This is a genomic window from Plantactinospora sp. KLBMP9567 (genome assembly GCF_033446045.1).
Taxonomy (GTDB): domain Bacteria; phylum Actinomycetota; class Actinomycetes; order Mycobacteriales; family Micromonosporaceae; genus Plantactinospora.
This window is the reverse complement of sequence record NZ_JAWQRR010000041.1, coordinates 81369-104389: the sequence shown is the minus strand read 5'-3', so window position 1 is coordinate 104389 and position 23021 is coordinate 81369. Positions and strand designations below refer to the sequence as shown.

The 23021-nt window shown below is 74.0% G+C and carries 22 protein-coding genes and 2 pseudogenes; 14 read left to right on the top strand and 10 right to left on the bottom strand.

The features are described from left to right. Positions 1 to 49 precede the first annotated feature (49 nt). Positions 50 to 823, bottom strand: a complete 774-nt coding sequence (fabI, locus tag R6Y94_RS30765) for an enoyl-ACP reductase FabI (RefSeq protein WP_318399352.1) — start codon at positions 821 to 823, stop codon at positions 50 to 52. Between the two features lie 115 nt (positions 824 to 938). Next, the gene (fabG, locus tag R6Y94_RS30760) at positions 939 to 1643 is read right to left on the bottom strand and encodes a 3-oxoacyl-ACP reductase FabG (protein ID WP_318399351.1); all 705 of its coding nucleotides are present in this window, start codon (positions 1641 to 1643) and stop codon (positions 939 to 941) included. Between the two features lie 158 nt (positions 1644 to 1801). Here fabG and R6Y94_RS30755 point away from each other — a divergent pair, with 158 nt between their 5' ends. The 5 genes from R6Y94_RS30755 (at position 1802) to R6Y94_RS30735 (ending at position 6879) form a co-directional block, all read left to right on the top strand. Continuing rightward, the gene (locus R6Y94_RS30755; RefSeq protein WP_318399350.1) at positions 1802 to 3082 is read left to right on the top strand and encodes a sensor histidine kinase; all 1281 of its coding nucleotides are present in this window, start codon (positions 1802 to 1804) and stop codon (positions 3080 to 3082) included. A gap of 130 nt (positions 3083 to 3212) precedes the next feature. Then, the gene (locus tag R6Y94_RS30750) at positions 3213 to 3878 is read left to right on the top strand and encodes a response regulator transcription factor (protein WP_318399349.1); all 666 of its coding nucleotides are present in this window, start codon (positions 3213 to 3215) and stop codon (positions 3876 to 3878) included. A 186-nt stretch (positions 3879 to 4064) separates the two neighbouring features. Beyond that, positions 4065 to 5012: an alpha/beta hydrolase gene (locus R6Y94_RS30745; RefSeq protein ID WP_318399348.1), complete on the top strand. Its 948-nt coding sequence runs from the start codon at positions 4065 to 4067 to the stop codon at positions 5010 to 5012. Beyond that, positions 5009 to 6289 carry an acyltransferase gene (locus R6Y94_RS30740; protein ID WP_318399347.1) on the top strand — a complete coding sequence of 427 codons (1281 nt, stop codon included), beginning with the start codon at positions 5009 to 5011 and terminating at the stop codon, positions 6287 to 6289. Before R6Y94_RS30745 ends, R6Y94_RS30740 begins: the two co-directional genes overlap by 4 nt. Before the next feature lie 368 nt (positions 6290 to 6657). Further along, positions 6658 to 6879 (top strand): hypothetical protein, encoded by a 222-nt coding sequence (locus R6Y94_RS30735; RefSeq protein WP_318399346.1) that lies wholly within the window; start codon positions 6658 to 6660, stop codon positions 6877 to 6879. A 149-nt stretch (positions 6880 to 7028) separates the two neighbouring features. Here R6Y94_RS30735 and R6Y94_RS30730 read toward each other — a convergent pair whose 3' ends face one another. From R6Y94_RS30730 to R6Y94_RS30720, 3 genes are read right to left on the bottom strand one after another with little or no spacing between them, the layout of a single operon-like run. Continuing rightward, the gene (locus tag R6Y94_RS30730; protein ID WP_318399345.1) at positions 7029 to 7979 is read right to left on the bottom strand and encodes a VWA domain-containing protein; all 951 of its coding nucleotides are present in this window, start codon (positions 7977 to 7979) and stop codon (positions 7029 to 7031) included. Next, positions 7976 to 8932 (bottom strand): DUF58 domain-containing protein, encoded by a 957-nt coding sequence (locus R6Y94_RS30725; RefSeq protein WP_318399344.1) that lies wholly within the window; start codon positions 8930 to 8932, stop codon positions 7976 to 7978. Before R6Y94_RS30725 ends, R6Y94_RS30730 begins: the two co-directional genes overlap by 4 nt. Beyond that, positions 8929 to 10074 (bottom strand): AAA family ATPase, encoded by a 1146-nt coding sequence (locus tag R6Y94_RS30720; protein ID WP_412102924.1) that lies wholly within the window; start codon positions 10072 to 10074, stop codon positions 8929 to 8931. Before R6Y94_RS30720 ends, R6Y94_RS30725 begins: the two co-directional genes overlap by 4 nt. 283 nt (positions 10075 to 10357) lie before the next feature. Here R6Y94_RS30720 and R6Y94_RS30715 point away from each other — a divergent pair, with 283 nt between their 5' ends. From R6Y94_RS30715 to R6Y94_RS30705, 3 genes are all read left to right on the top strand, one after another. Next, positions 10358 to 10615, top strand: a complete 258-nt coding sequence (locus R6Y94_RS30715) for a hypothetical protein (RefSeq protein WP_318399343.1) — start codon at positions 10358 to 10360, stop codon at positions 10613 to 10615. A gap of 137 nt (positions 10616 to 10752) precedes the next feature. Continuing rightward, complete coding sequence (locus tag R6Y94_RS30710; RefSeq protein ID WP_318399444.1) at positions 10753 to 11232, top strand: PH domain-containing protein; 480 nt, start codon at positions 10753 to 10755, stop codon at positions 11230 to 11232. After that, positions 11229 to 12632 carry a PH domain-containing protein gene (locus R6Y94_RS30705; RefSeq protein ID WP_318399342.1) on the top strand — a complete coding sequence of 468 codons (1404 nt, stop codon included), beginning with the start codon at positions 11229 to 11231 and terminating at the stop codon, positions 12630 to 12632. The genes R6Y94_RS30710 and R6Y94_RS30705 overlap by 4 nt, the downstream gene beginning before the upstream one ends. Here R6Y94_RS30705 and R6Y94_RS30700 read toward each other — a convergent pair. Beyond that, positions 12616 to 13752 (bottom strand): phosphatase PAP2 family protein, encoded by a 1137-nt coding sequence (locus R6Y94_RS30700; RefSeq protein ID WP_318399341.1) that lies wholly within the window; start codon positions 13750 to 13752, stop codon positions 12616 to 12618. The two genes, R6Y94_RS30705 and R6Y94_RS30700, sit on opposite strands and share 17 nt — an antisense overlap. A 160-nt stretch (positions 13753 to 13912) precedes the next feature. On the opposite strand from R6Y94_RS30700, the gene R6Y94_RS30695 reads away from it, so the two are divergent. Genes R6Y94_RS30695 through R6Y94_RS30685 form a run of 3 tightly spaced genes read left to right on the top strand, consistent with a single transcriptional unit; the run spans position 13913 to position 17429 of the window. Continuing rightward, on the top strand, positions 13913 to 14467 hold the full coding sequence (locus R6Y94_RS30695) for a PadR family transcriptional regulator (RefSeq protein WP_318399340.1): 555 nt from the start codon (positions 13913 to 13915) through the stop codon (positions 14465 to 14467). Next, positions 14464 to 15141, top strand: a complete 678-nt coding sequence (locus R6Y94_RS30690) for an ABC transporter ATP-binding protein (RefSeq protein WP_318399339.1) — start codon at positions 14464 to 14466, stop codon at positions 15139 to 15141. The genes R6Y94_RS30695 and R6Y94_RS30690 overlap by 4 nt, the downstream gene beginning before the upstream one ends. Further along, complete coding sequence (locus R6Y94_RS30685) at positions 15138 to 17429, top strand: FtsX-like permease family protein (protein ID WP_318399338.1); 2292 nt, start codon at positions 15138 to 15140, stop codon at positions 17427 to 17429. Before R6Y94_RS30690 ends, R6Y94_RS30685 begins: the two co-directional genes overlap by 4 nt. 276 nt (positions 17430 to 17705) lie before the next feature. Here R6Y94_RS30685 and R6Y94_RS30680 read toward each other — a convergent pair. The 3 genes and pseudogenes from R6Y94_RS30680 to R6Y94_RS45355 all read right to left on the bottom strand — a co-directional run. Next, a pseudogene (locus R6Y94_RS30680) lies at positions 17706 to 17873 on the bottom strand (DUF397 domain-containing protein); the annotation flags it as partial. A gap of 17 nt (positions 17874 to 17890) precedes the next feature. Continuing rightward, entirely contained in the window at positions 17891 to 18121 is a 231-nt protein-coding gene (locus tag R6Y94_RS30675) for a Scr1 family TA system antitoxin-like transcriptional regulator (RefSeq protein ID WP_318399442.1), read from the bottom strand. Positions 18122 to 18212: 91 nt separating this feature from the next. After that, positions 18213 to 18698, bottom strand: a pseudogene (locus tag R6Y94_RS45355) (Scr1 family TA system antitoxin-like transcriptional regulator); the annotation flags it as partial. 240 nt (positions 18699 to 18938) lie between these two features. Here R6Y94_RS45355 and R6Y94_RS30665 point away from each other — a divergent pair. The 3 genes from R6Y94_RS30665 to R6Y94_RS30655 are packed head-to-tail and all read left to right on the top strand — an operon-like array spanning position 18939 to position 21482. After that, positions 18939 to 19418 carry a thioesterase family protein gene (locus R6Y94_RS30665; RefSeq protein ID WP_318399337.1) on the top strand — a complete coding sequence of 160 codons (480 nt, stop codon included), beginning with the start codon at positions 18939 to 18941 and terminating at the stop codon, positions 19416 to 19418. Between the two features lie 8 nt (positions 19419 to 19426). Then, positions 19427 to 20257 carry an MBL fold metallo-hydrolase gene (locus tag R6Y94_RS30660; RefSeq protein WP_318399441.1) on the top strand — a complete coding sequence of 277 codons (831 nt, stop codon included), beginning with the start codon at positions 19427 to 19429 and terminating at the stop codon, positions 20255 to 20257. 22 nt (positions 20258 to 20279) lie between these two features. After that, a complete protein-coding gene (locus R6Y94_RS30655) occupies positions 20280 to 21482 on the top strand; it encodes a low temperature requirement protein A (protein ID WP_318399336.1) in 1203 nt (400 codons plus the stop codon). A gap of 28 nt (positions 21483 to 21510) precedes the next feature. Here the strand turns inward: R6Y94_RS30655 and R6Y94_RS30650 are convergent, their stop codons facing one another. Beyond that, positions 21511 to 22449, bottom strand: coding sequence for a carbohydrate kinase family protein (locus tag R6Y94_RS30650; RefSeq protein WP_318399335.1), 939 nt, complete (start codon positions 22447 to 22449; stop codon positions 21511 to 21513). Between the last annotated feature and the right edge of the window lie 572 nt (positions 22450 to 23021).

Below are 23021 nucleotides of genomic sequence, written 5' to 3'. Positions count from 1 at the left end.
GGCCGGCAGGGCCCCGCCCGCCGGCGGCGCCGGACGGACGGGACCTTCGTCACATCGCGGCGCCGAGCGCGTGGTAGCCGCCGTCGACGTGCACGATCTCACCGGTGGTGGCCGGGAACCAGTCGGAGAGCAGGGCCAGGCAGGCCCGCGCGGCCGGCTCCTGGTCGGTCAGTGCCCAGCCCAGCGGGGCCCGCTCGGCCCAGGCCTCCTCGAACTGCTGGAAGCCGGGAATCGACTTCGCCGCCATGGTGCGCAGCGGTCCGGCCGAGACCAGGTTGCTGCGGATCCCCTTCGGGCCCAGGTGCAGCGCCAGGTAGCGGGAGGCGGACTCCAGTCCGGCCTTGGCCACGCCCATCCAGTCGTACACCGGCCAGGCCTTGGTGGCGTCGAAGGTGAGCCCGACCACCGCGCCGCCCGCGCTCATCAGCGGCAGCGCCGCCACCGCGAGAGCCTTGTAGGAGTACGTCGAGACGTGCACCGCGGTCGCCACGTCCTCCCACGGCGCGTCGAGGAAGCCGCCGCCGAGGCAGCTCTGCGGCGCGAAGCCGATCGAGTGCACCACCCCGTCCAGCCCGTCGACGTGCTCGCGGACCCGGTCCGCCAGGCTGGCCAACTGCTCGGCGTCGGTGACGTCCAGCTCGATCACCGGGGCCGGCTCGGGCAGCCGCTTGGCGATCCGCTCGACCAGCGACATCCGGCCGAAGCCGGTGAGTACCACCGTCGCACCGTTCTCCTGGGCGAGCTTCGCGACCGAGAACGCGATCGACTGGTCGGTGATGACACCGGTGACGAGCAGCCGCTTGCCGGCCAGCAGTCCAGACACGTGAAGATCCTCCATACCCTCGTGGTCCCCCGCGTCCCGTGGCCGGTCCGGGTCCGTCCCGGCCGATCACGGCGCCTGGGCGATTGTGCCAGTCGGTGCCCCGGTCCCGGGCCGGTCAGTGCCCCATACCGAGGCCGCCGTCCACCGGGATGACCGCCCCGGAGACGTAACCGGCGGCGTCGGAGGCCAGCCAGGCCACCACCCCGGCCACCTCGTCCGGGCTGGCCATCCGGCCCGCCGGGATGGACTTGCGGATCTCCGCCTTGCGCTCCTCGGTGAGCACCGCCGTCATGTCGGTGTCGATGAACCCGGGCGCGACCACGTTCGCGGTGATGTTGCGGCTGCCCAGCTCGCGGGTGATCGACCGGGCCACCCCGACCAGGCCGGCCTTGCTCGCCGCGTAGTTCACCTGGCCGGCGCCGCCGGAGAGGCCGACCACCGAGGAGACGAAGACCATCCGGCCCCACCGGGCCCGGAGCATCTTGCCGGATGCCCGCTTGGCGCAGCGGAACGCGCCGGTCAGGTTGGCGTCGAGGACCCGGGTGAACTGCTCCTCGGACATCCGCAGCAACAGCGTGTCGTCGGTGATCCCGGCGTTGCACACCAGCACCTCGACCGGGCCCAGCTCCGCCTCGACCGCCGAGAACGCCTCGTCGACCTGGGCACTGTCGGTGATGTCACACCGGACGCCGAACAGGTCGGCGGGCGGGTTGCTGCCGCGGTGGGTGACCGCCACCCGGTCGCCCTGCTTGGCGAAGGCCTGCGCGATGGCCAGGCCGATGCCCCGGTTGCCTCCGGTCACCAGCACGGTTCGGGCCACGGATGTCCTCCTCACGGACGGTACGGACGTGCGGGTTGGAGACTAGGCGCTACCGGCAGGTAATCCGTAACCCGGGTGGGGTGCTACCCGGGTACTACCGGCGGAATCGTGCCACGGGGTGACGACGGTCCGGCTCCGGCACCCGTACCCTGCCCCTGATGGAGAACGGCACCGCTGCGGTCCTGCGCGTCGGCCGGGAGGACCTGCGCCGGCTGCTGGTCGGGGCGGACTTTCCGCTGTCCCCGCCGCTCGGCCCGCCCGGCAGGTGGCGGCGGTGGTGGCAGCGTGCCCGGCCGTTCCTGGCGCCGGTGCTGGTCTTCGCCCTGGTCGGCATCACCATCGCCGGCATCCAGTACCTGACCGACACCCGGGGGCTGCCGGAATGGGTGGCCATCCCGCTCGCTGTCGGCGGGACCCTGCCGGCGGTGCTGGCACCGGTCCGCCCGCTGTTCGCCTGGCGGTTCGGCTACCCGATGCTCTACCTCGGTGTGATCGACGCGCTGCCCGGCGAGTCCTGGCCGTGGAGCCCGGTGCAGATCATCGCCTTCCTAATCGTCCTGCTGGTGCTGGCCGCCCGGACCAGCCTGGGGATCGCCGCCTGGGCGGGGCTGCTCAGCGTGCTGCCGGCGTACCTGTTCGTGCCGACCCAGGCGAACGCGCACGGGGTCGCCGTCCTCTTTCTGGCGATCCTGATCGTCGGCGACCAGGTGCGGCGACGCCGGCAGAGCCAGCGGGCCCTGGCCGAGCAGGCCGAACGCAGCGAGCTGGAGCAGGCCCGCCGGGCGGTGCTGGAGGAACGGACCCGGATCGCCCGGGAGATGCACGACGTGGTCGCGCACCACATGTCGATGATCGCGGTGCAGGCGGAGACCGCGCCGTACCGGCTGACCGGGCTGCCCGAGCCGGCCCGGGCCGAGTTCACCGCGATCGCCGGCTCGGCCCGGGAGGCGCTGGTCGACATGCGCCGGCTGCTCGGCGTACTCCGCAGCGAGTCGGCGGCACCGGAGACCGCGCCGCAGCCGGGGCTGGCCGACGTACCGGAGCTGGTCGACGCGGCCCGCCGGGCCGGCATGGCGGTGACGGTCACCACCGGACCGGAGCCGGAGCAGCGCCGGGCGGTGCCGGAGGCGGTCGGGCTGGCCGCGTACCGGATCATCCAGGAGGCCCTCGCCAACGCGGCCCGGCACGCGCCCGGGACCGCCGTCCGGGTGTCGGTGGACGCGGACGACCGGGCGCTGACCGTCGGCGTCCGGAACGACCCGGCCGGTCCCGGCGCCGGCCGCCCGGGAGACGCCGCCGGCCCCGCCGGGCACGGACTGACCGGGATGCGGGAGCGGGTCCGGCTGCTCGGCGGCCGGCTGCGGGCCGGCCCGACCGACGACCAGGGGTACGCGGTCACCGCGCACCTGCCCTACGACCCGGAGCCGACCGAACGGTGAACCTTCGCCAACCTGAACCGCGCGAGGTGCGCGCCCCGACTGCCACCCCCAGCCGCGACGGACCGCAGGGGACGGTTGACAGCGGTCCGGTGCGGACGGCCGGCGCCGAGCACGACGGAGGTACGGCCCGATGATCCGGGTGCTGATCGCCGACGACCAGGCGATGGTCCGGCAGGGGTTCGGGGCGCTGCTGGCGGCCCAGCCCGACCTGCTGGTGGTCGGGGACGCGGCGAACGGCGCCGAGGCGGTCACCGCGGCCCGGCGGCTCGACCCGGACGTGGTGTTGATGGACGTCCGGATGCCCGTGCTGGACGGCCTGGCCGCGACCCGGCAGCTCCTCGGCGACCGGCCGGAGGCGGACCGGCCCCGGGTGCTCATCCTGACCACGTTCGACCTCGACGACTACGTCTACGAGGCGCTGCGGGCCGGCGCCAGCGGCTTCCTGCTCAAGGACGCCCCGGCCGCCGACCTGGTGCAGGCGGTCCGGGTGGTCGCGGCCGGGGACGCGCTGCTCGCCCCGGCGGTGACCCGCCGGCTGATCGCCGAGTTCGCCGCCCGGCCCGGCCGGGACCGGCCCCGCCCGGTCAGCCTGGCCGGGCTCACCCCCCGGGAGACCGAGGTGCTCCGGCTGATCGCCCGGGGCCGCTCCAACGGCGAGATCGCCGCCGATCTGGTGGTCGCCGAACAGACCGTGAAGACCCACGTCGGGCGGATCCTGAGCAAGCTCGACCTGCGCGACCGGGCCCAGGCGGTCGTCGTCGCGTACGAGTCCGGGCTGGTCACCGCCGGCGACTAGTACCCCGGTCCGCCGAGCCGGCGTGCTACACCTCCCGGCGGCGGGCGGCCCGCACCGGTCGGGTCGTCCTCCGGTAGCCCTGCGGTAGTCCCCGGGTAGCCCGCCGGAAGCCGTCCCGTGGCGTGACGCGGCACCCCATGCCGACCACGCATTCTCTGCTCCGGAGGCGATCGGAGGGAGATCGGGATGGTGTGGCGACCGGCGGTACGGGGAGCGGTGGCCGGGCTGCTCGCGCTGGGGCTGATGGTGCCGCCGCCGGCCGGGGCGAGCGAGGTGGCGGTGGCGCGGGCCGGGTTCGTCGAGGCGTACCCGGCGGTGGCGGCGGCGATGCGGACGGCCGGTACGCCGTACGCCGGCTGGGTGGCCGCCGGCCGCTCGTTCCTGGCGTTCGATCCGCACGGTGACGGGCTGGCCGTGGAGGTGCTCGGCGACCTCGGCACCGCCGACCGGATCGCGGTACTGGTGCCGGGGGTGGACAGCACGCTGCGGGACTTCGACCGTGGCCTGGGCGGGATACGTCGGCGTGCTCCGGCCGCCCAGGCCCGCGCCCTGTACGACGAGATCCGCGCCACCCGGCCCGGTGCCCGGGTGGCCGTGCTGGCCTGGCTCGGCTACGACCCGCCGAACGGGCTGGGCCGGGCGGCGGCCCGCTCGGAGCACGCACGGGCCGGGGCGGACGCCCTGGTCGAGCTGACCCGGACGCTGGCCCGGCACCGCCCCGACGCGACGGTGACGCTGGTCGGACACAGCTACGGCGCGCTGGTGGTCGGGCTGGCCGCACCGGAGGTGCCGCCGCAGGTGACCGACCTGGTGACGCTGGCCGGGGTCGGGATGGGCGTGGACCGGGCCGCCGATCTGGGCACCGGGGCCCAGGTCTGGGCGGCCGAGGCGCCGGACGACTGGATCCGCCGGCTGCCCCCGGTGCGGGTGTTCGGCTTCGGGCACGGCGTCCGGCCGGCCAGTCCGGAGTTCGGGGCCAGGCCGCTGCCGGTGGAGCGGGTGACCGGCCACGACGGCTACCTGGTGCCGGGCACCGCGACGCTGCACGCGGCGGCCCTGGTCACGCTCGGTGCCGCCGGCACGGCCACCGGGGCGGCCGGGACTGCTGCCCGGGCGGCGGTGACCTCCCGATGAGCCTCCTCGAACGGCGACCGACCGACGGCGCGGCCCCGCACCCGCCCTCCCGGGCCGGATCGGACGGTGGTGGCCGGGACCGGGGCGTCGACGGGCTGCGGGCGTACGCGATCGGCGGGGTGGTGTTCGGGCACTGGCTGGTCACCGCCCTGGTACTCGGCCCGGACGGCGCGCTGCGCCCGGCCAGTCCGCTGGCCGCGATGCCGGCGCTGGTCCCGGTGACCTGGCTGTTCCAGACGCTCGGGCTCTTCTTCTTCGTCAGCGGGTACGCCTCGGCCCGGTCGCTCCGCTCGGCCGCCGCCCGGGGCCTCGGCCCGGCACGGTGGCTGCGCCGGCGGCTCGGTCGGCTGGGCCGGCCGGTGCTGCTACTGCTCGGCGGCTGGCTGGCGGTGCTGGCCGTGGCCGCCCTGCTCGGCACTCCGGCAGGCACCCTGCGTACCGCCGCCACGCTGGTGGTCAGTCCACTGTGGTTCCTGCTGCCGCTGGTGGTGCTGATCGCGTCGACCGCCCCGCTGGCCCGGGCGCTGGACCGGTACGGGCCGGTCCGGCTGGCCGTACCGGCCGTGGCGCTGGTCACGCTGAGCGACCTGGCCGGGCGGAGCGGCGATCCGTCGGGCTGGCCGGTGCCGCTGCCCGGGGACGGGGTGTGGCGGGTACCGGTCGCGGTCCTGGCCGGCTGGCTGCTGCCGTACCTGCTCGGGATGGCCCTCGCCGACGGCCGGCTCGGCGGCCGGCGGACCGCCGTCGGACTGTTGCTGGCCGGTGCCGCCGGAATGGCCGGGCTGGGCGGGGCGGGCTATCCGCTCAGCGCCGTCGGGGTGCCCGGGGACGGCATGTCGAACCTGGACCCGCCGTCACTGTTCGCGGTCAGCCTGGCGCTGGCCCAGGTCGGCGCGGCGCTGCTGGTCCGGCCGGCGCTGGCCGGCGCGCTGGCCCGGCCGGGCCGGTGGGCCCCGGTGAGCCGGCTGAACACCGTGGCGATCAGCGTCTACCTGTGGCACCAGAGCACCCTGCTCGGGGTGACCGCGCTGGCCACGCTCGCGGCCCGGCTGGCCGGCACCGGTCCGGTACCCGGACTGCACACGGTGCCGGACGGGCCCGGCTGGGTGGCCGCCCGGCTGGCCTGGCTGCCGCTGCTGGTCCTGGTCCTGTCCGTGCTGGTCGGACGGGCCGGCGGCGACCGTCGGCGGCGGCGGCACCGCCACGCCAAGGGCCGGCGTCCGGGAGGCTTCCGGACGCCTCGGACCGGCACGGACAGTGAACCCTCTTCAACCTGAAGCGCCTGGTGCATGCGCCCCGACCTCCGCCTCCGGCCACGCCGGACCGCAAGGGGAGGTTGAAAGGGTTCAGTGACGAACGGAGCCTGTTCCGCGCCCGACAGCGGTCGGAGAGTCGACACCCGGGGACCCGGATGGCCGACTGCGGCCACCCGGCTCTCCGGGTGTACGATGACTCACGTTCCAGGTCCGGTCGACAGGTGGAGGTGATCGCTGTGCGAAATAGCGATCCTCCCAGTCGTGGCCGGGTCCTTGGTCAGTCCGCCTGAGCCGTGACATATCCCGCCGGCTGACCCAGTTCCGCTCCACACCGCATCCCCGGACCACTCCGGCATCTGCCGGCGTGCCGTCCCGGCTGTGCGAATCCGATGGCTGTCGCCGAGCCGAGGTGTGTGGAGCCGCCCGGTCACGACTTCGTGTGCGCGTCCACTGATCCCCGAGACACCCCGCCCCGCCCTGCGCCGGCCCGGGACGTCTCCAGTCGCCACCCGGAGAGCAGAATCATGCAGCGTTACGTCGCCCCGCTGGGCTTCACCCTCGCCGCCGCCTGGGTCGTGCTGGTCTTCATCCTGGTCCGCGCGACCCCGTGACGACCGCCACCCCAGGGCCGACCGTCGACCCCGCCACACCGACTCGTCCGAGCGGCAGTGGTTCGTCCGCAGGTACCCGGCCGGGCCGGTGACCGGCACCGACCGGGTACGGCCGCACACCTGTCCCCGCCCCGGTCGGCGCCCGTTCGTCAGACCAGGCGGGACGTCCAGAGCAGGCTCAGCCCTGCCGCACAGAGCGCGAAGAGCAGCGCGATCCCGGCGTACCACTGGGTGATCTCCCGGGCCTCGGTCCGGAACCCGATCGAGCTGCCCATGTCCTGGTAGACCTGCTTCAGCTCGTTGACCGAGGCCGCCTCGTAGAAGAAGCCCTGCGTCGTCTCGGCGAGTTCGGCCAGGGCCAGCCGGTCGACCGGCACCCGCTGCACCTGGCCACCGATGTCGACCTGGCCGGAGTCGGTGCCGAACGCGATGGTCGAGACCGGCACGTTCGCCGCCTGCGCCGCCGCACCGGCCTCCTCGATCGAACGCCCCGAGGTGCGGTAGCCGTCCGAGAGCAGCACGATCCGCGCCGGTGGAATGCCCTGGGCGCCGTCCGCCGGCACCGACCGGATCGCCTCCAGGCAGGTGAAGACGGCCTCGCCGGTCGCGGTCGCCTCGGCCAGTACCAGGCCGTCGATGGCCTGGGTCACCGCCGGGCGGTCCTTGCCCGGCGGCACCAGCACGTTGGCCGACTTGGCGAAGGCGACGAGCCCGAGGTTGTAGGTCGGCGGCAGCTCCGCGACAAACTGCTTCGCCGCCTCCTGGGCCGCCTCCAGCCGGTTCGGCTCCACGTCGTCGGCCTCCATCGACAGCGACACGTCGATCGCCAGCATGATGGTGGCCCGCTCCAGCGGCTCCTTGGTGTCGACCGCCGGCCGGGCCATCCCGGTGGCCAGGATCAGCAGGCTGAGTAGCATCACTCCGGCCGCGGCGTGCCGGCGCCAGCCGATTCCCTTCGGCGCGAGGGTGCGCAGCAGCTCGACGTTGGTGAACCGCATCGCGTACGTGCGGCGGTGCAGTTGCCGCCAGACGTACGCCCCGGCGAGCAGCAGCACGGGTAGCACGGCCAGCAGCCACCACGGTTGCAGAAAACGGATCATCGTGTCGTCCCCCGGGTACGGGCGTGCCGCTGCGCTGCGACGAAGCGCACCATGTCCAGCAGCCAGTCGGAGTCGGTACGCAGCCGCAGGTGCGCCGCCCCGGCGGCCCGCAGCTGATGGGCGATGGCGGCGCGCTGGGCGGCCGCCGCGGCGGCGTAGCGGCGCCGCAACCGTGGGTCGGCGGTCTGCACCTCGTGCAGCTCACCGGTCTCGGGGTCGACGACGGGCAGCACCCCGACGTCCGGCAGCTCCAGTTCGCGCGGGTCGACCACCTCGACGGCGAGCACCTCGTGCCGGACCCCGAGCTTGCGTACCGGGCGTCCCCACTGCTCCGGCGGGGCCAGAAAGTCGGAGATCACCACGGCCATCCCGCGCCGCCGGGGCGGACGGTTGAGCGCGTCCACCAGCAGACCGAGGTCGGTACGCCCCGGCCGGGTCGGCGTGCCGGCGATGGTCCGGAGCAGTCCCTGCGCCTCCTTGCGGCCCGGCCGGGCCGGCAGCCGCAGCACCCCCGGTGGCGTGGACGGGGATCCGGTCCGGCCGTCCCGGGGCGGGCCGGTGCCGATCACCGCGCCGATCCGGTTGCCACCCCGCACGGTCAGGTGGGTGATCGCCGCCGCCGCCGCGATCACGAGTTCCCGCTTGAGCCAGCGGCCGGTGCCGAAGTCGAGGCTGGCCGACAGGTCCACCGCCAGCCAGGTCTCCAGTTCCCGGTCGACCACCGTACGCCGGACGTGCGGCACGGTCGTCCGGGCCGTCACCGGCCAGTCCATCCGGCGTACGTCGTCGCCGGGGCGGTATTCCCGGGACTCCCCCGCCTCGGTGCCGGGCCCCGGCAGCAGGCCGAGGTAGTCGCCCTGGAGCAGCCCGTCGAGTTTGCGGGTGACCAGCAACTGCAGCCGGGAGAGTACGGCGTCGGCCCGGGCCGGACTGCTGTCGGTCGCCGACATCATGCCGGCGGGCGTCCCGGCCACGCCGGGCCGGCCGCCGGTATCCCGGACGCGGGCCCGAGGGCGGGTCCGGAACCGTTCGGCGGGGCGGGGGTGGCGTTCTGCCGGGGCGCGACCGAGGGGAGCGGGATGGTGGACATCACCCGGTCGACGACGTGGTCGGCGGGGATGTTGTCGGCCAGCGCGTCGTAGCTGAGCACCAGCCGGTGCCGGAGGATGTCCGGGGCGATGTCCTGGACGTCCTGCGGCAGCGCGTAGTCCCGGCCGCGCATCAGGGCGAGCGCCCGGGTGGCCCGGACGATGCCGAGCGAGGCGCGCGGGCTGGCGCCGTACTGGATGAGCTGCGCCACGTCCGGCATCCCGTGCTCGGCCGGTGCGCGGGTGGCCAGCACCAGGCGTACGGCGTAGTCGACCAGGGCGTTGTGCACGAAGACCTTGTCGGCCTTCTGTTGCAGCCCGACGAGTTCGAGCGGGGTGAAGACCGACGCCGGCTCGGGGGCGCTGACCCCCATCCGGTAGACGATCTCGCGCTCCTCGGCGTCGGTGGGATAGCCGACGATGATCTTCATTAGGAAGCGGTCCCGCTGCGCCTCGGGCAGCGGATAGACGCCCTCCTGCTCGATCGGGTTCTGGGTGGCCATCACCAGGAACGGGTTGGGCACCCGGTGGGTCTGCCCGCCGATCGACACCTGCTGCTCGGACATCACCTCGAGCAGCGCCGACTGCACCTTGGCCGGTGCCCGGTTGATCTCGTCGGCGAGCAGGAAATTCACGAAGACCGGCCCGAGCTCGACGTCGAACTTCTCGCTCGACTGCCGGTAGATCCGGGTGCCGACGATGTCCGCAGGTACCAGGTCCGGGGTGAACTGGACCCGGGCGAACGTACCGCCGACCACCCGGGCCAGGGTCTCCACCGCGAGCGTCTTGGCCACCCCCGGCACCCCTTCGAGCAGGCAGTGCCCGCGGGCCAGCAGGGCGACGAACATCCGTTCCACCATCCGGTCCTGCCCGACGATGACCCGCTTGACCTCGAAGAGGGCTCGCTCCAGCAGGGTGGCGTCCTCGGCCGGGGTGCTGCCCACAGTGGGGACGGCACCGCCGACGTCGGGCGGGGTCGGGATGTCGGGCGTCGTCGGCTGGGCCACCGGTCCTCCACAGCGGGGTCAGGAAATCAGGGGTCGGCGCGAGCCGACGCCCCCAAGCGTCGCACGTCGAGCTGAGAGACCGCGAAGGGAGAACCGGATTTGCGGTTTCATCCCGCGCATTTGCGTCTCGCCGAGGCGCGCAATCCGGAAAACGGTCGATGGTGGGTAGACATAGAGGGGTTTTCTCTGTGTACGATGCAGCGAATCGCCGGGCGGCTCCCCCCGTGGCCGCCCGGCGATCTCTTTCCTCCGGGCCCTCCTCCAGCGCCGTAGACTCGCCGCCGTGAGTGACGGGTCCGCAGCCGCGAGCGGTGGCTCTCCGCCGGCAGACAACCCGCCCCGGATCTGCTCGGCCCGGGGCTGCCGGGCAGTGGCCGTCTGGGCGTTGCACTGGAACAATCCCCGGCTGCACACCGCGCAGCGGCGCAAGACCTGGCTCGCCTGTGCCGAGCACCGGCGCTCGCTCGGCGACTTCCTCGGCGCGCGCGGGTTCCTTCGCGAGGTAACACCGGCCGAGGGATCGCCTACGCTCGACACGTGAGCGAGCGAGGCGGCGACCGAAGCGAGCACGGCAGCGCGGACCGAAGCGAGCACGGCGAGGACGACCGAAGCGAGCACGGCGCAGCGTCGACCGGTGGGCCGGCGGCCGGACGGCCCACAGCCGGGCCGACCGACCCGCTGGAGCCGTGGCCGGAGACCGTGCACTGGCAGCCGGTCTCCACCGACCTGATCAAGGTGGAGGCACTGCGGCTCGGGATCGGCATGCTGGCCCTCGCCGCCGGCGCCGGAGTCGGCCTCGCGCTCACCGGTCACTGGTTCTTCGGCCTCGCGCTCGGCGCGGTGGTCGTGCTGACCGGCTGGCGGCTGGCGGTGATCGTCCGGGCCGTCCGGGCCTGGGGGTACGCCGAGCGCGACCACGACCTGCTGGTCCGACACGGCCTGCTGGTCCGGCGGCTGTCGATCGTGCCGTACGCCCGGATGCAGTTCGTCGACGTCACCGCCGGGCCGCTGGAGCGAGCCTTCGACCTGGCCACCGTGCAACTGCACACCGCCGCCGCCGCGAGCGACGCCCGGGTGCCCGGCCTGCGTCCGGCCGAGGCGTCCCGGCTGCGCGACCGGCTCACCGCTCTCGGCGAGGACCGGGCGGAGGGCCTGTGACGCCCGAGGAGGTCGCCGAACCCCGCAAGCGGCTGCACCCGCTGAGTCCACTGCTGCAAGGGGCGAAGTCACTGGTGGTGATCGTCGCCGCGCTCTCCTGGTCGACCCTGTCCCGGGTCGGCCTCGGCTTCTTCGCCCTACTGGTGGCGGTACTGCTGATCGGCGCGCTCGCGCTCTCGGTGGTCAGTTGGTACAACACCGGCTACCACATCGTCGGGCGGGAGCTGCGGATCCACGAGGGGCTGCTGTGGCGGCGTACCCGGGCGATCCCGCTGGAGCGGTTGCAGTCCGTGGAGGTGGTCCGGCCGCTGCTGGCCCAGCTCAGCGGCCTGGCCGAGCTGCGACTGGAGGTGGTCGGCGGCGGCAAGACGGAGGCGCCGCTGGCGTACGTCACGGTGGCCGACGCGGTGGCACTGCGGGAACGCCTGCTGGTGCTCGCCGGCCGGGCGCCGTCCGGCCCGACCGGAGCGCCCGGCGAGGCCGCCGGCCCCGGCACGGTACCGCCCGGGCAGCCCGGTGCGCCGTGGCCGGGTCAACCCGGCGTGCCCGGCCTTCCGGGGCTGGTCGGCACCGCCGAGCCACCGGCCGGACGGCACCTGCACGCGGTCTCCAACCGCGACCTGCTGGTCAGCCAGCTCCTCACCCCGCAGGCGTTCCTGTTGCCGTTCGGCCTCGCCTTCGTGCTGACCCAGTTCTTCACCGAGGGCTCCTGGTCGTTCATCGCGGTCGCCAGCACCCTCACCGCGATGGCCGGGGTGGTGCTCCAGCCGATCCGGCGGGTACTGGACGACTGGAGTTTCCGGCTGGCCCGCGACGACGCCGCGCTGCGGGTCCGGCACGGCCTGCTGGAGACCCGGGCCCAGACCGTACCGCTGGACCGGCTCCAGGCGATCGGGGTCACCTGGCCGCTGCTCTGGCGGATGAAGGGGTGGCTGCGGATGCGGCTGTCGGTCGCCGGGATCGCCAGCGGTGAACTGGACAACCGGAGCCACCCGGACCGACTGCTGCCGGTCGGTGACCTGAGCACGGCACAGATGATCATGTCGGAGATCCTGCCCGGGGTGGCGATCACCGGCACCCTCACCCCGCCGCCGGCCCGGGCCCGCTGGGTGCACCCGCTGGCCCGTACCGCGCTCGGCGCCGGACTCTCCGCCCGGGTCTTCGCGGTCCGCTCCGGGCTGCTGACCCGGGAACTCCTCGTCGTGCCGTACGCCCGGATCCAGAGCGTACGGGTGGTGCAGGGTCCACTCCAGCGCCGGCTGCGACTGGCCACCGTCTACGCGGACACGGCCGGCGGGCCCGGCGCGGCAGCCCGGGACCGGGACCTGTACGAGGCGTGGGCGCTGGCGGCGGAACTGACCGTCCGGGCCCGGGCCGCCCGGGTCAGCGACCCGCGCTGACCGTCCGCTCCGGCGCCGGCCCCGACTCCGGCCAGCTGTCGGTACCGGCCCCGGCACCTGTCCTGGCCTTCGGGGCGCTGTCGACGTCCGGCCCGGGCTCCCCGGCCGGCCCGGTTCCGGCCTCGGAGGTCGCCGCCCCGGCCGTTTCCGGCTCGACCGGCCGGCGGCGGGCCCTGCGCGCCGCCCACCAGCGCTCGGCGAGCCCGACGACCAGGAAGGTCAGGCCGACGTACGCCCAGCCGACCAGGACGTCGATCACGTAGTGCTCGCCCGCGTAGACCAGGGTGAAGGTCATCGCCAGCGGATAGCAGAGCAGCAGCGGCCACCAGCGTCGCCGGGTCGCGCCGAGGAAGAAGACCACCACGAAGAGCGCCCAGGCGGTGTGCAGCGACGGCATCGCGGCGACCGGGTTGGAGGCGATCTGACCGGCGTTGAGCAGGTTGCCGGCGCCGTGCATGCCGAACTCCCGCCAACCCCGGGTGGAGATCCGGGCGACCTCCTCCAGCATCCCGTACTGCGCGGCCCACCAGGGCGGCGCGGCCGGGTAGAGGAAGTAGGTCACCAGGCCGCTGGCACAGAGGAAGCCCCAGCGCCGCATGAACGCCGCCCAGCGGGGTCGCGAGGTCAGCCAGAGCACCACCGCCGCGGCCAGGGTGACCACGAAGTGCGAGAAGTAGACCCAGCTCACCCCGACGTCCCACCAGTGGATGCCGTCCGGGTCGTAGAGGTGCTGTTGCAGCCAGACCGTCGGCACCTGGCCGTCCATCGCCCAGCCGAACATCCACCGGTCGGTGACGATCAGCTCGTAGGCGTGCGGTGTCGCCCCGTTGTCCGCGAACCCCCGGGAGAGGTTGTACGCGGCCAGCAGCACCACCACCGGCAGCCAGTCCCGGGCGAATCCCAGGTGCGTCCGCCAGGGCCGGTCACTACGCCAGGCAATGGTGGCGGCCCAGAGCCAGGCGAAGGCGTACAGCGGGTCGGTGGGCAGGCCGATCAGCAGCCAGGCGGCGACGAAGGCCACCGCCCAGACGGACATGGCGACGAACCGGCGGCGCCGGCCGTCCGGGGCCGCCGGACCGGGCGGCGGCACGGGTGGGGTGTCGGTGACGGTAACGAGCATCGCCGTCCAGGTTAACGGCGCCGGTACGGCGGGCTCCGGGAGGGACGACGGCGCGCGGTACGGCGCCGGCCCGGCCCGTCCCGGGTTCATCCGGCGACGGGCTGACCGCGACTAACAACTCGCTTGCTAGCGTAGCAACTCAGTTGCTAGTGTCCCGGCCATGTCCGTTTCCCGGATCCTGCTCGGTCTTCTCGAACCGCATTCCCAACACGGCTACGTGCTGCGTCGCCGCTACGACGAGTGGTTCGGCAACAGCCGTCCGCTCAAGTCGGCACAGGTCTACGCCACCCTCGGCCGGCTGGACCGGGACGGGTTGATCGACCTGGCCGGCGTGGCCAGCGGGGTCGGCCCGGACCGTCGGGTCTACGCCATCACCGAGGCGGGCGTCGGCGAACTCGACCGCTGGCTCGACGAGCCGGAGGTGCCCGAGGTGACCGGCAGCCGCCGAGTGCTCTTCGCCAAGGTGCTGATCGCGCTCTCCAGCGGCCGGCCCGCCGAGCCGATGCTCGACCGGCAACGCCAGGCGCACCTGGCCCGGATGCGCGAGCTGCGCGCCCAGCGGCAGGCCGGAGACCTGCTCACGCAGCTCGACGCCGACTTCGAGATGTACCACCTCGACGCCGATCTCAAGTGGATCGACGGCGCCGTCGCCCGGCTCGCCCGGCTGGCCGCGCTGGTATCCCGCGTCGACGACGCGGAGAAGGAGTACCGATGACATCCCAGGGCAGCACGATGACCCTCCAGGGCCGTGACCTGACCATCCGGTTCGGCCGGACCGTCGCGCTCGACGGCGCCGACGTGACCATCTCCCCCGGCGAGATCGTCGCCATCATGGGACCGTCCGGCTCCGGCAAGTCGACCCTGCTGCACGTGCTCGCCGGCATCCTCCGCCCCGAGCACGGCGAGGTACGCCTCGACACACAGCGGATCGACAACCTCTCCGACAGCCGGCGCAGCAGCCTTCGGCTCCGGTCGTTCGGCTTCGTGCTCCAGTTCGGCGACCTGGTGCCGGAGCTGTCCCTGCGGGAGAACGTCGAGCTGCCGTTGCGGCTGCTCGGCAGGCCCCGGGCCGAGGCCCGGCGCCGGGGTGCCGAACTGCTCGGACACCTGGCCGTGGCCGAACTGGCCGACCGCCGCCCGGGGCAGGTCTCCGGCGGCGAGGCGCAGCGCGCCGCCGTCGCCCGGGCACTGGCGCACCGGCCGTCGGTGATCTTCGCCGACGAGCCGACCGGGGCGCTGGACAGCGCGGCCGGCGAAGTGGTGCTGGACGCGCTGACCGGGCTGGCCCGCAAGGAGGGCAGCGCGGTCGTGATGGTCACCCACGAGGCCCGGGTGGCGGCGTACGCGGACCGCACGGTCTTCCTCCGCGACGGGCGGGTAGCCGCATGAGGCGGTGGATCTGGCTCGGACTGAGGCTGTCGATCGGCTCCGGGCGGGGCGGGCTGCTGCGTACCGCGCTGATGTCGTCCGGGGCGGCGCTCGGCGTACTGCTGGTGCTGGCGTCGCTGGCCACGGTCTCGGTCGCCGGGGAGCAGCACGGGCGGGCCGAGGCACGCACGCCGGTACGGGAGGAGAAACCGGCCAGCCCGTCGGCGCTGCGGATCTACGACATCGAGGACGCGGTCGGCGGCCGGGTGCTCCGGCGTACCGCCGTGGTGGGCGCCACCGCGACCAGCCCGCGCCCGCCCGGAGTGGCCGTGCTGCCCGCGCCCGGGGAGATGGTGGTCTCGCCGGCCCTGCGCGACCTGCTCGCTACCGACCCCCGAGCGGCCGGGCGCCTCCCGCAGCGGGTGGTCGGCACGGTCGGCCCGGCGGGGCTGCTCGCCCCGGACGAACTGCTGGCCTACGTGGGCGCTCCGGCGGCAGCGGTACCGGAGGTGGAACGGATGCTCGACGAGCACTGGCCGGTGACCGGCTTCGGCCATCCGCTGGAGTACGCCCTCGGCGAGGGGGCCGGACCGGACGTCTTCACCCCGGCCCGGCTCCTGGCCGGCGCCTTCGGGCTCTTCGTGCTGGTCCCGTTCGGGGTCTTCCTGGCCACCTGCGCCCGGCTCTCCGCCTCCACCCGGGACCGCCGGATCGCCGCCCTGCGACTGCTCGGCGTCTCGGCCCGGCAGGCGACCCTGGTCAACGCGGTGGAGACCGGGGTGGTCACCCTCGGCGGCGGGCTGCTCGGGCTGGCCGGCTTCGCGATCCTCGCCCCGCTGTCGGAGGGCTGGCGGATCGGCCGGCTGCGCTGGTACGCCGCCGACCTCGCCGTACCGGTGCCGGTGGTGGTCGGCATGGTCACGGTGACCGTGGCGTACGCGGTCACCATCGGCGTACTCGCCACCCGACCGGCCCGGGTCAACCCGCTGGCGGTACGCCGGGACGCGCCGCACCGCCGGCCCGGCGTCTGGCGGGTGCTCCCGCTGCTGGCCGGGCTCGCCGGAGTGGTGCTGGCCGGCTGGACCGGACGGCACGAACCCCACCAGTCCGACGCCCTGCTCTTCGCCGGCTCGATGCTGCTCACCGGGCTGGCCCTACCGCTGGCCCTGCCCACTCTCGGGTACGCCGCCGCCGCGCTGCTGACCCGGCTGCCGGGTACCCCGGTCTGGCTGGAACTGGCCACCGCCCGGCTGCGGCACGCGCCCAGGGTGGCCCCCCGGCTGGTCGCCGCCTTCACCGTGATGATCTACGTGGCCGGGGTGGGCTCGCTCGGCGTCGGACTGGTCACCGACGACCGGGGCCTCAGCCCGACCAACGACCCGGCCGGACGCCGGATGCACCAGGTCCTCGGCCCCGGTCCGCTGCCCGCCGCCGAGCTGCGCCAGGTCCCCGGCGTGCAGGTCGTCGACCTGGTCAGCGTGCCGGCGACCGTCTCCGGCGAGCAGGACCACCTGATCGTCGGCGACTGCGACAGCTTCACCGGCATGTTCACGCTCGACGCCGGGGAATCCTGCGTGGACGGCCGCACCTACCGGTTGGTTCACGAGTACTCCTTCGGCGGCGCGCCGCTGCCGGAACCGGGCGCCGAGGTGGTTGCGCAGGACGGCACCCGGATCCCGGCACCCGAGCAGATCCTGCACGCCCGGATGCGGTTCGACGTGGGCATGGGCGGACCGCTACTGGTCACCCGGCAGGCGGCGGTCGCCGCCGCGCTCGACGTCCCGCCCCCCTCCTCGGTGCACCTGGTGGCGACCGACCAGGCCGCCGCCGACCGGGCCGCCCAGGTGCTGGCCGCCCGGGTACCGACCCGCTACCTGGCGGGCGACCTCGGCGCCCGGCGCGGCTTCGACGCGGAACTGCTGGTGACCCTGCTGGTCACCGGGCTCATGCTGAGCTTCGTCCTCGGCATCGGGGCGTTCGCCGCCGCCGCGATCGACCGAACCGTGGAACGGCGCCGGGACAACGCCACCCTGGCCGTGGTCGGGACCAGCCCGCGCACCATCACCGCCGGAGAGGTCGGGTTCGGCACCCTGCCGCTGGTGATCGGGCTCGGCCTGGCCAGTGGGGCGACGGTCACCATCGCACTCGTCCTGGCCCGTCTCTTCCAGCTCGATTCGGGTCGGGTCCTCGACCGGGTGGCCCCGACGCTCTGGCTGGCCGGCGGGGCGCTGGCGGTCGGGCTGGTGCTGATCGCCGTACCGGCCTGGCTGACGCAGCGGATCACCGCCGAACAGCTCCGCCGGCCCTGACCGGGGCGAGGCGATCGGGGGCAGCCGGTATCCGGGGCGACGCTTCGGCCCCGGATACCGGCTGGGTCGCCGTTATGGGCGGGCCACCGGCACCGTGCCGGCAAGACCCGCCAGGGGTACGGTCGCCGTTCCAGTCACTTCGCGGACGGCGCTGCCCCGTCGGTCGCGGATCGCTCGGGCGGAGTCGACGGTGCCTGTCGCGCGGACTGTCGAGCTGCCCCGCTTGTGCACCCGCCCGACCCAGGCGGTCGTCCCGGTCGACCACGGCGTTCGTTGTTATGGGCGAGCCGCCGGCACCGCACCGACGAAGACCCGCCAGGCGTACGGGTCGAAGCGCAGCACCGGCCCGGCCGGATCCTTGCTGTCCCGCACCGCCACCAGGCCGGGCAGGTTGCCGGCGACCTCCACGCAGTTGCCGCCCGTACCGTTGCTCCGGCTGCTCTTGCGCCACCGCGCGCCGGTCAGCTCCATCGCTCCGCCACCTCTGAGATCAACTCGATCGACTGCTCGTGCGGCAGGGCCACGCTGCGGATCGCCTCCCACGCCCGGTGCAGTGCGCCGACGTCCTCCGGCTGGTCGACGACCATGCCCCGCCGGGAGTTGTCCAGGAAGGCTACGTCGTCGCCCTCCTGCGGAGTGGCGATCGTGAATGGCCCGTTCAGGCCAGCGTACGCGCCGGCCGAAGGCGGCACGACCTGCACGCGGACCCGGGGGGTGCTCGGCGCAGATCCGGACGATCGCGCGCAACTGCTCGCGCATCACCGCCGGTCCGCCGACGGCGCGGTGCAACACACCCGCGTCCATCACCGCGAAGAGATGCGGCGCCGGCTCCCGGGAGAGCACCTGCTGCCGGTCCAGCCGGGCGACCACCTGCTCGGCCACCTCCTCCGGAGTGAGCAGCGCACCGCCGGCCAGTACGGCGCGGGCGTAGTCCTCGGTCTGCAACAGGCCCGGCACCACCAACGGCTCGTAGCAGCGCAGGATCACCGCCTCCTGTTCGAGGTTGGCCCAGGCCTGGAACCACGGCAGCACCGCCGCCTCGTGGCCGGCCGCCCGGAGGATCCGCTCCAGCAACCCGCCGGTGTTGAGCACCTGCTCGCAGCGGAGCGTGAAGTCGCGGCTCGGCCGCCGCTCGCACAGCTCGATCTTGGCGATCAGCGCCGCCGAGTACTTGATCCGCTCGCTCAGCCCCTGCTGCGACAGTTCCGCCCCGGCCCGCGCCCGGCGCAACTCCTCGGCGTAGATGACCAGTGCCGTCGACCGTCCCACGTCCGTCTCTCCCGTCTACTCAGGCCAACCCTGTCCTCGCCTCCGCACGCAGCGACACCTACGCCTTTGATCGATGCCGACGGAGCCCGAGAGTAGCGGGGCGATCACCGCACGAAAAGCACCTGGTCACGTACGGTCTCGACGGTCCGGGAAGTGGGCCGGCTGTGGATTATCCGATAGCGGTACGGCGTGTCGTCGCGTGTCGGCAACGGCGGTCGGCGGAACATCTACGCTTTGCTGATGGATCAGGAACACCCGGCCGAACAGTCGCCGGAGTCAGCGTCGGATGATTCGACGCAACCGCAGGTCAGCGCAGCGGCGCCGGAGCCGCAGAGCGTATTCCCGCCGGGCCTGACCGCCCGGGTCGAGCTGACCGTCAGCGACGTCGACACCGCGCAGGCGGTCGGCTCCGGCGACGTGCCGGTGCTGGGCACGCCCCGGGTGCTGGCGCTGGCCGAGGCGGCCACCGTCGCCGCCACCGCGAGCCGGCTGCCGGCCGGGATGACCACGGTCGGGATGCGGGTGGAGCTCGACCACCGGGTGCCGACCCCGGTCGGCCGGACCGCCGTGGCGCAGGCCCGGCTCGCCAAGGTCGACGGGCGGCGGCTGCTCTTCGAGGTCGCCGTCACCGAGGGCGCGACCACAGTCGCCGAGGGGCGGGTGGAGCGGGTGCTGGTGGACCGGCACCGCTTCGTCGAGCGGGCCCAGGGCACGGCATGACCGCCACCGTGGGTGTCGCCTTCACCGAGATCGCCGACCGGGTGTACGTGCTGCGCCAGCCGCTGCTCGACGTCAACGTGACCCTGGTGGTCGGCGACGGCGCGGCGCTGGTGGTGGACACCCTCTCCACCGCCGGCCAGGCAGCCGAACTGCTCTCCGCCGTCCGGGGGCTCACCGCCGACCCGCTGGTCGTGGTCAACACGCACCACCACTTCGACCACTGCTTCGGCAACGCGGCGCTGGCCGCCGGTGGCCCGGTGCCGATCTACGCCCACGAGGAGGCCGCCCGGCTGCTCCGCGAACAGCCCGCGCTGGTGCGCCGGCAGGCGTACGACGAGGTGCTGCCGGCCGACCCCGGGCTCGCCGCCGAGCTGGCCCGGACCACGATCCTCGCCCCCACCCACCCGGTACGCCAGGAGGCCACGATCGACGTCGGCGGCCGGGCGGTGCTGCTGCGCCACCTCGGCCGGGGGCACACCGAGGGTGACCTGGTGGTGCAGGTGCCGGACGCCGACGTGCTGGTCGCCGGTGACCTGATCGAGCAGAGTGGCCCGCCGGCCTTCGAGGACGCCTTTCCGCTGGAGTGGGTGGAGACGGTCGCGGCACTGCTCCGCTGCCTCACCCCGGGCACGGTGGTGGTGCCGGGCCACGGCACGGTGGTCGACACCGAATTCGTCCGGGTCCAGCACGACGACCTGGCGACGATGAGCTGGCTGATCCGCAACGGGGACGCCGACCGCGCCCCCGCCGAACGGGTCGCCCAGCGCACGCCGTTCGGCCCGGAGGCCGGCCTCGCCGCCGTCCAGCGCGGGTACGCCGAACTGCGCGGCGACGCCTAGCAGCCCGACGTTCGAGGGACGGGTGACCGAGGAGGGTGGCCGCCGGCTGTTACGCAGCGCGGCCACCCCGCAGCGGGCCACCTTCCTGGAGCTGCTGCTCGATCTGGTCTTCGTCTTCGCACTCACCCGAATCTCGGCGCGGTTGATCGCGGACTTCACCGGCGACCAGCGCGGCGTACCGGCCGGCGTCGGCCAGTCCCTGCTGCTCTTCCTCGCCCTGTGGGCGCTCTGGTCGCTGACGGTCTGGTCGACCAGTTGGCTGGAGCCGGAGGCGCCGGTGGTCCAGACCGTCGTCGTGCTGACCACCATCGGTGCCATGGTGATGGCCGTCGCGGTACCCGACGGCTTCGGCGAGCGGGCCCCACTCTTCGCGGTCACCTTCGTGGTCCTCCAGATCGGCCGGGTGGTGTACTTCCACCTCGCCGAGCACGGCCAACCGGATCCGCGGCAGTCCGTCCGGATCCTGTTCTGGCTCGGCCTGAGCGCGCCGCTCTGGGTGACCGGCGGGCTGGTCGAGGAGGGCACGGTCCGTGGACCGCTCTGGACCGTCGCGGTACTCGTCGACTACACCGGGCTGCTCCTCGGCTGGCCGACCCCTCGGCTCGGTGCGCAACGGCTCGGCGTCCGACGGATCGCGGCCGAGCACCTGGCCGAGCGGTACCAGCAGTTTCTCCTCATCGCGCTCGGTGAGGCGATCTTCGTCATCGGGCTGGCCTTCAGCGGCAGCCGGTTCCACGCCGAGCAGACGGTCGGGTTCGCGCTGGCGCTGGCGAGCACCCTCCTGCTGTGGCGGATCTACTTCCATCTGGCCGGACGGGTGCTGGGCGCGGCGATCAGCCGCTCCCGGAACACCTCCCGGCTCACCACCGACCTGGCATTCGCCCACCTGGCGATGATCGCCGGGATCGTACTGACCGGCGTCGGCTTCGAACTGTTCATCACCGAGCCGCTCGACGACCTCCCGGCGACCTGGCTCGTCGCCATCCTCGGCGGCCCCGCGCTCTTCCTCGCCGGACGATCGGTCCTCGAATTCCAGGTCTTCGGCCGGATCTCCCGATCCCGGGCGGGCGGTCTGCTGGCCCTCGGGCTGCTGACCCCGGCAGCCCTGCACCTGCCGCCGCTCGCCGTCGGTGCCGCCGTCACCGTGGTGCTGCTCGGCGTCGTCGGCCTGGACGCGCGGCGCTCGTTCGGCAGGCCGGTGGAGGAACCGGCACCACCGGTCTAGGTCGTGCCCTCGCGTCCGGCGGGGCGGGTCAGCGGGGGAAACGCCGGGCGACCTGCGCCCGGGTCGGCATCGATACCGCGCCGCCCGGGGACTCGCAGACCAGCCCGGCGACCTGGAGCGCGTAGCCGACCCGGTCGGACCAGCCGGCCGGGTCCGCCGGGAGGCCGTCGGCGAGCAGGTCGGCGATCAGGGCCGCCATCACCGAGTCACCCGCACCGGTCGCGTCGACGGCGTCCACCACCGGCGCCGGCAGGCGTACTCCAGCGGTGTCGGCGGCGGTCGAGACCAGCGCGCCGCGCGGACCCAGGGTGACCACGACGGTCCCGGCGCCGAGGTCGTGCAGCCGCCCGGCGGCGGCCTCGGCGGAGGCGTCGCCGTAGAGCACCTCGGCGTCGGCCACGCTCAGCTTGACCAGGTCGGCGGAGGCGACGAACTCGGCCACCACGTCCCGGAGCCCGGCCACCGCGGCCTGGTCCGGCAGCAGCCGGGGTCGCACGTTCGGGTCGAAGACCCGCAGGCCGGTGGCGAGCGTCCAGGCCCGCCGGGCGGCGGCCAGCACCGGCGGGCAGAGCAGCACGATCGAGCCGGCATAGAGTACCGAGGCGCCCTCGACCAGGGGTACGTCGAGATCGTCCGGCCCGAGCAGCCCGTAGGAGAGCGGTTCGCCGTAGAACCGGAAGTCGGGTTCCGCCCCGGCGAAGGTGGCCACGGCCAGCGCGGTGGGCACGGGGCGGACCACCACGCCCCGACGGCCCACCCCGGCGACGGCCAGGAAGTCGGCGATCCGCCCGGCGAGTACGTCGTCGCCGAGCGAGCCGGCGAACTCCACCTCCGCGCCGAGCCGGGCCGCCCCGACGGCCACGTTCAGCGGGGCCCCGCCGATCGCCTGCCGGTAGACGGGCTGCCCGTCGTACTCGCCGTCCAGCAGGTCGACGAGGGCCTCGCCCAGCACCACCGCGTATCCCATCCGAACCCTCCCGCACCGCATCGCACCGGCCGAGTCCGGTGTTCCCCCCTGACCCTGGCACACCGGCGGTTCCGTCGAGCCCACCGGGCTGACTCGGCGGCGGCACCCGCCCGGAGAGCATGATCCGCGACGGTGAACCGGACGGATCGGCCGGACGTCCGATCCGGCGACCAGCCGTTCCGCCCGGAAACATTTCATCGAGGGATTCCTATTGCCTCGGGCCGGGTTCCGTGATGCGATTGCCCGTACCGAGCCAGTGCGGGGGCTGACGCGCTGTGCCGGGTGCCGGCAAGGGGCCACGCGAAGGGCACACATCCGTGATCGGACTGTGCGCCGTGTCGCCCGTCTGCCGTCCGGCAGATACCAGCCCACCACCTCTGGCGGGGCGGACCGGCGATACCGCAACCAGTGTCGGAAGCGGGCGCCCGCCGTGTCGCGGGTCCCCCGCAGATCGTCCGCAGCGTCGGTTACCAGCTGCGACACTGAACCTTTTTCAACCCGAACAGTGCGGCGAGTGCGCCCGTTTTCCACCTACGGCCGCCACGGACCGCAAGGGGAGGTTGCAGAAGGTT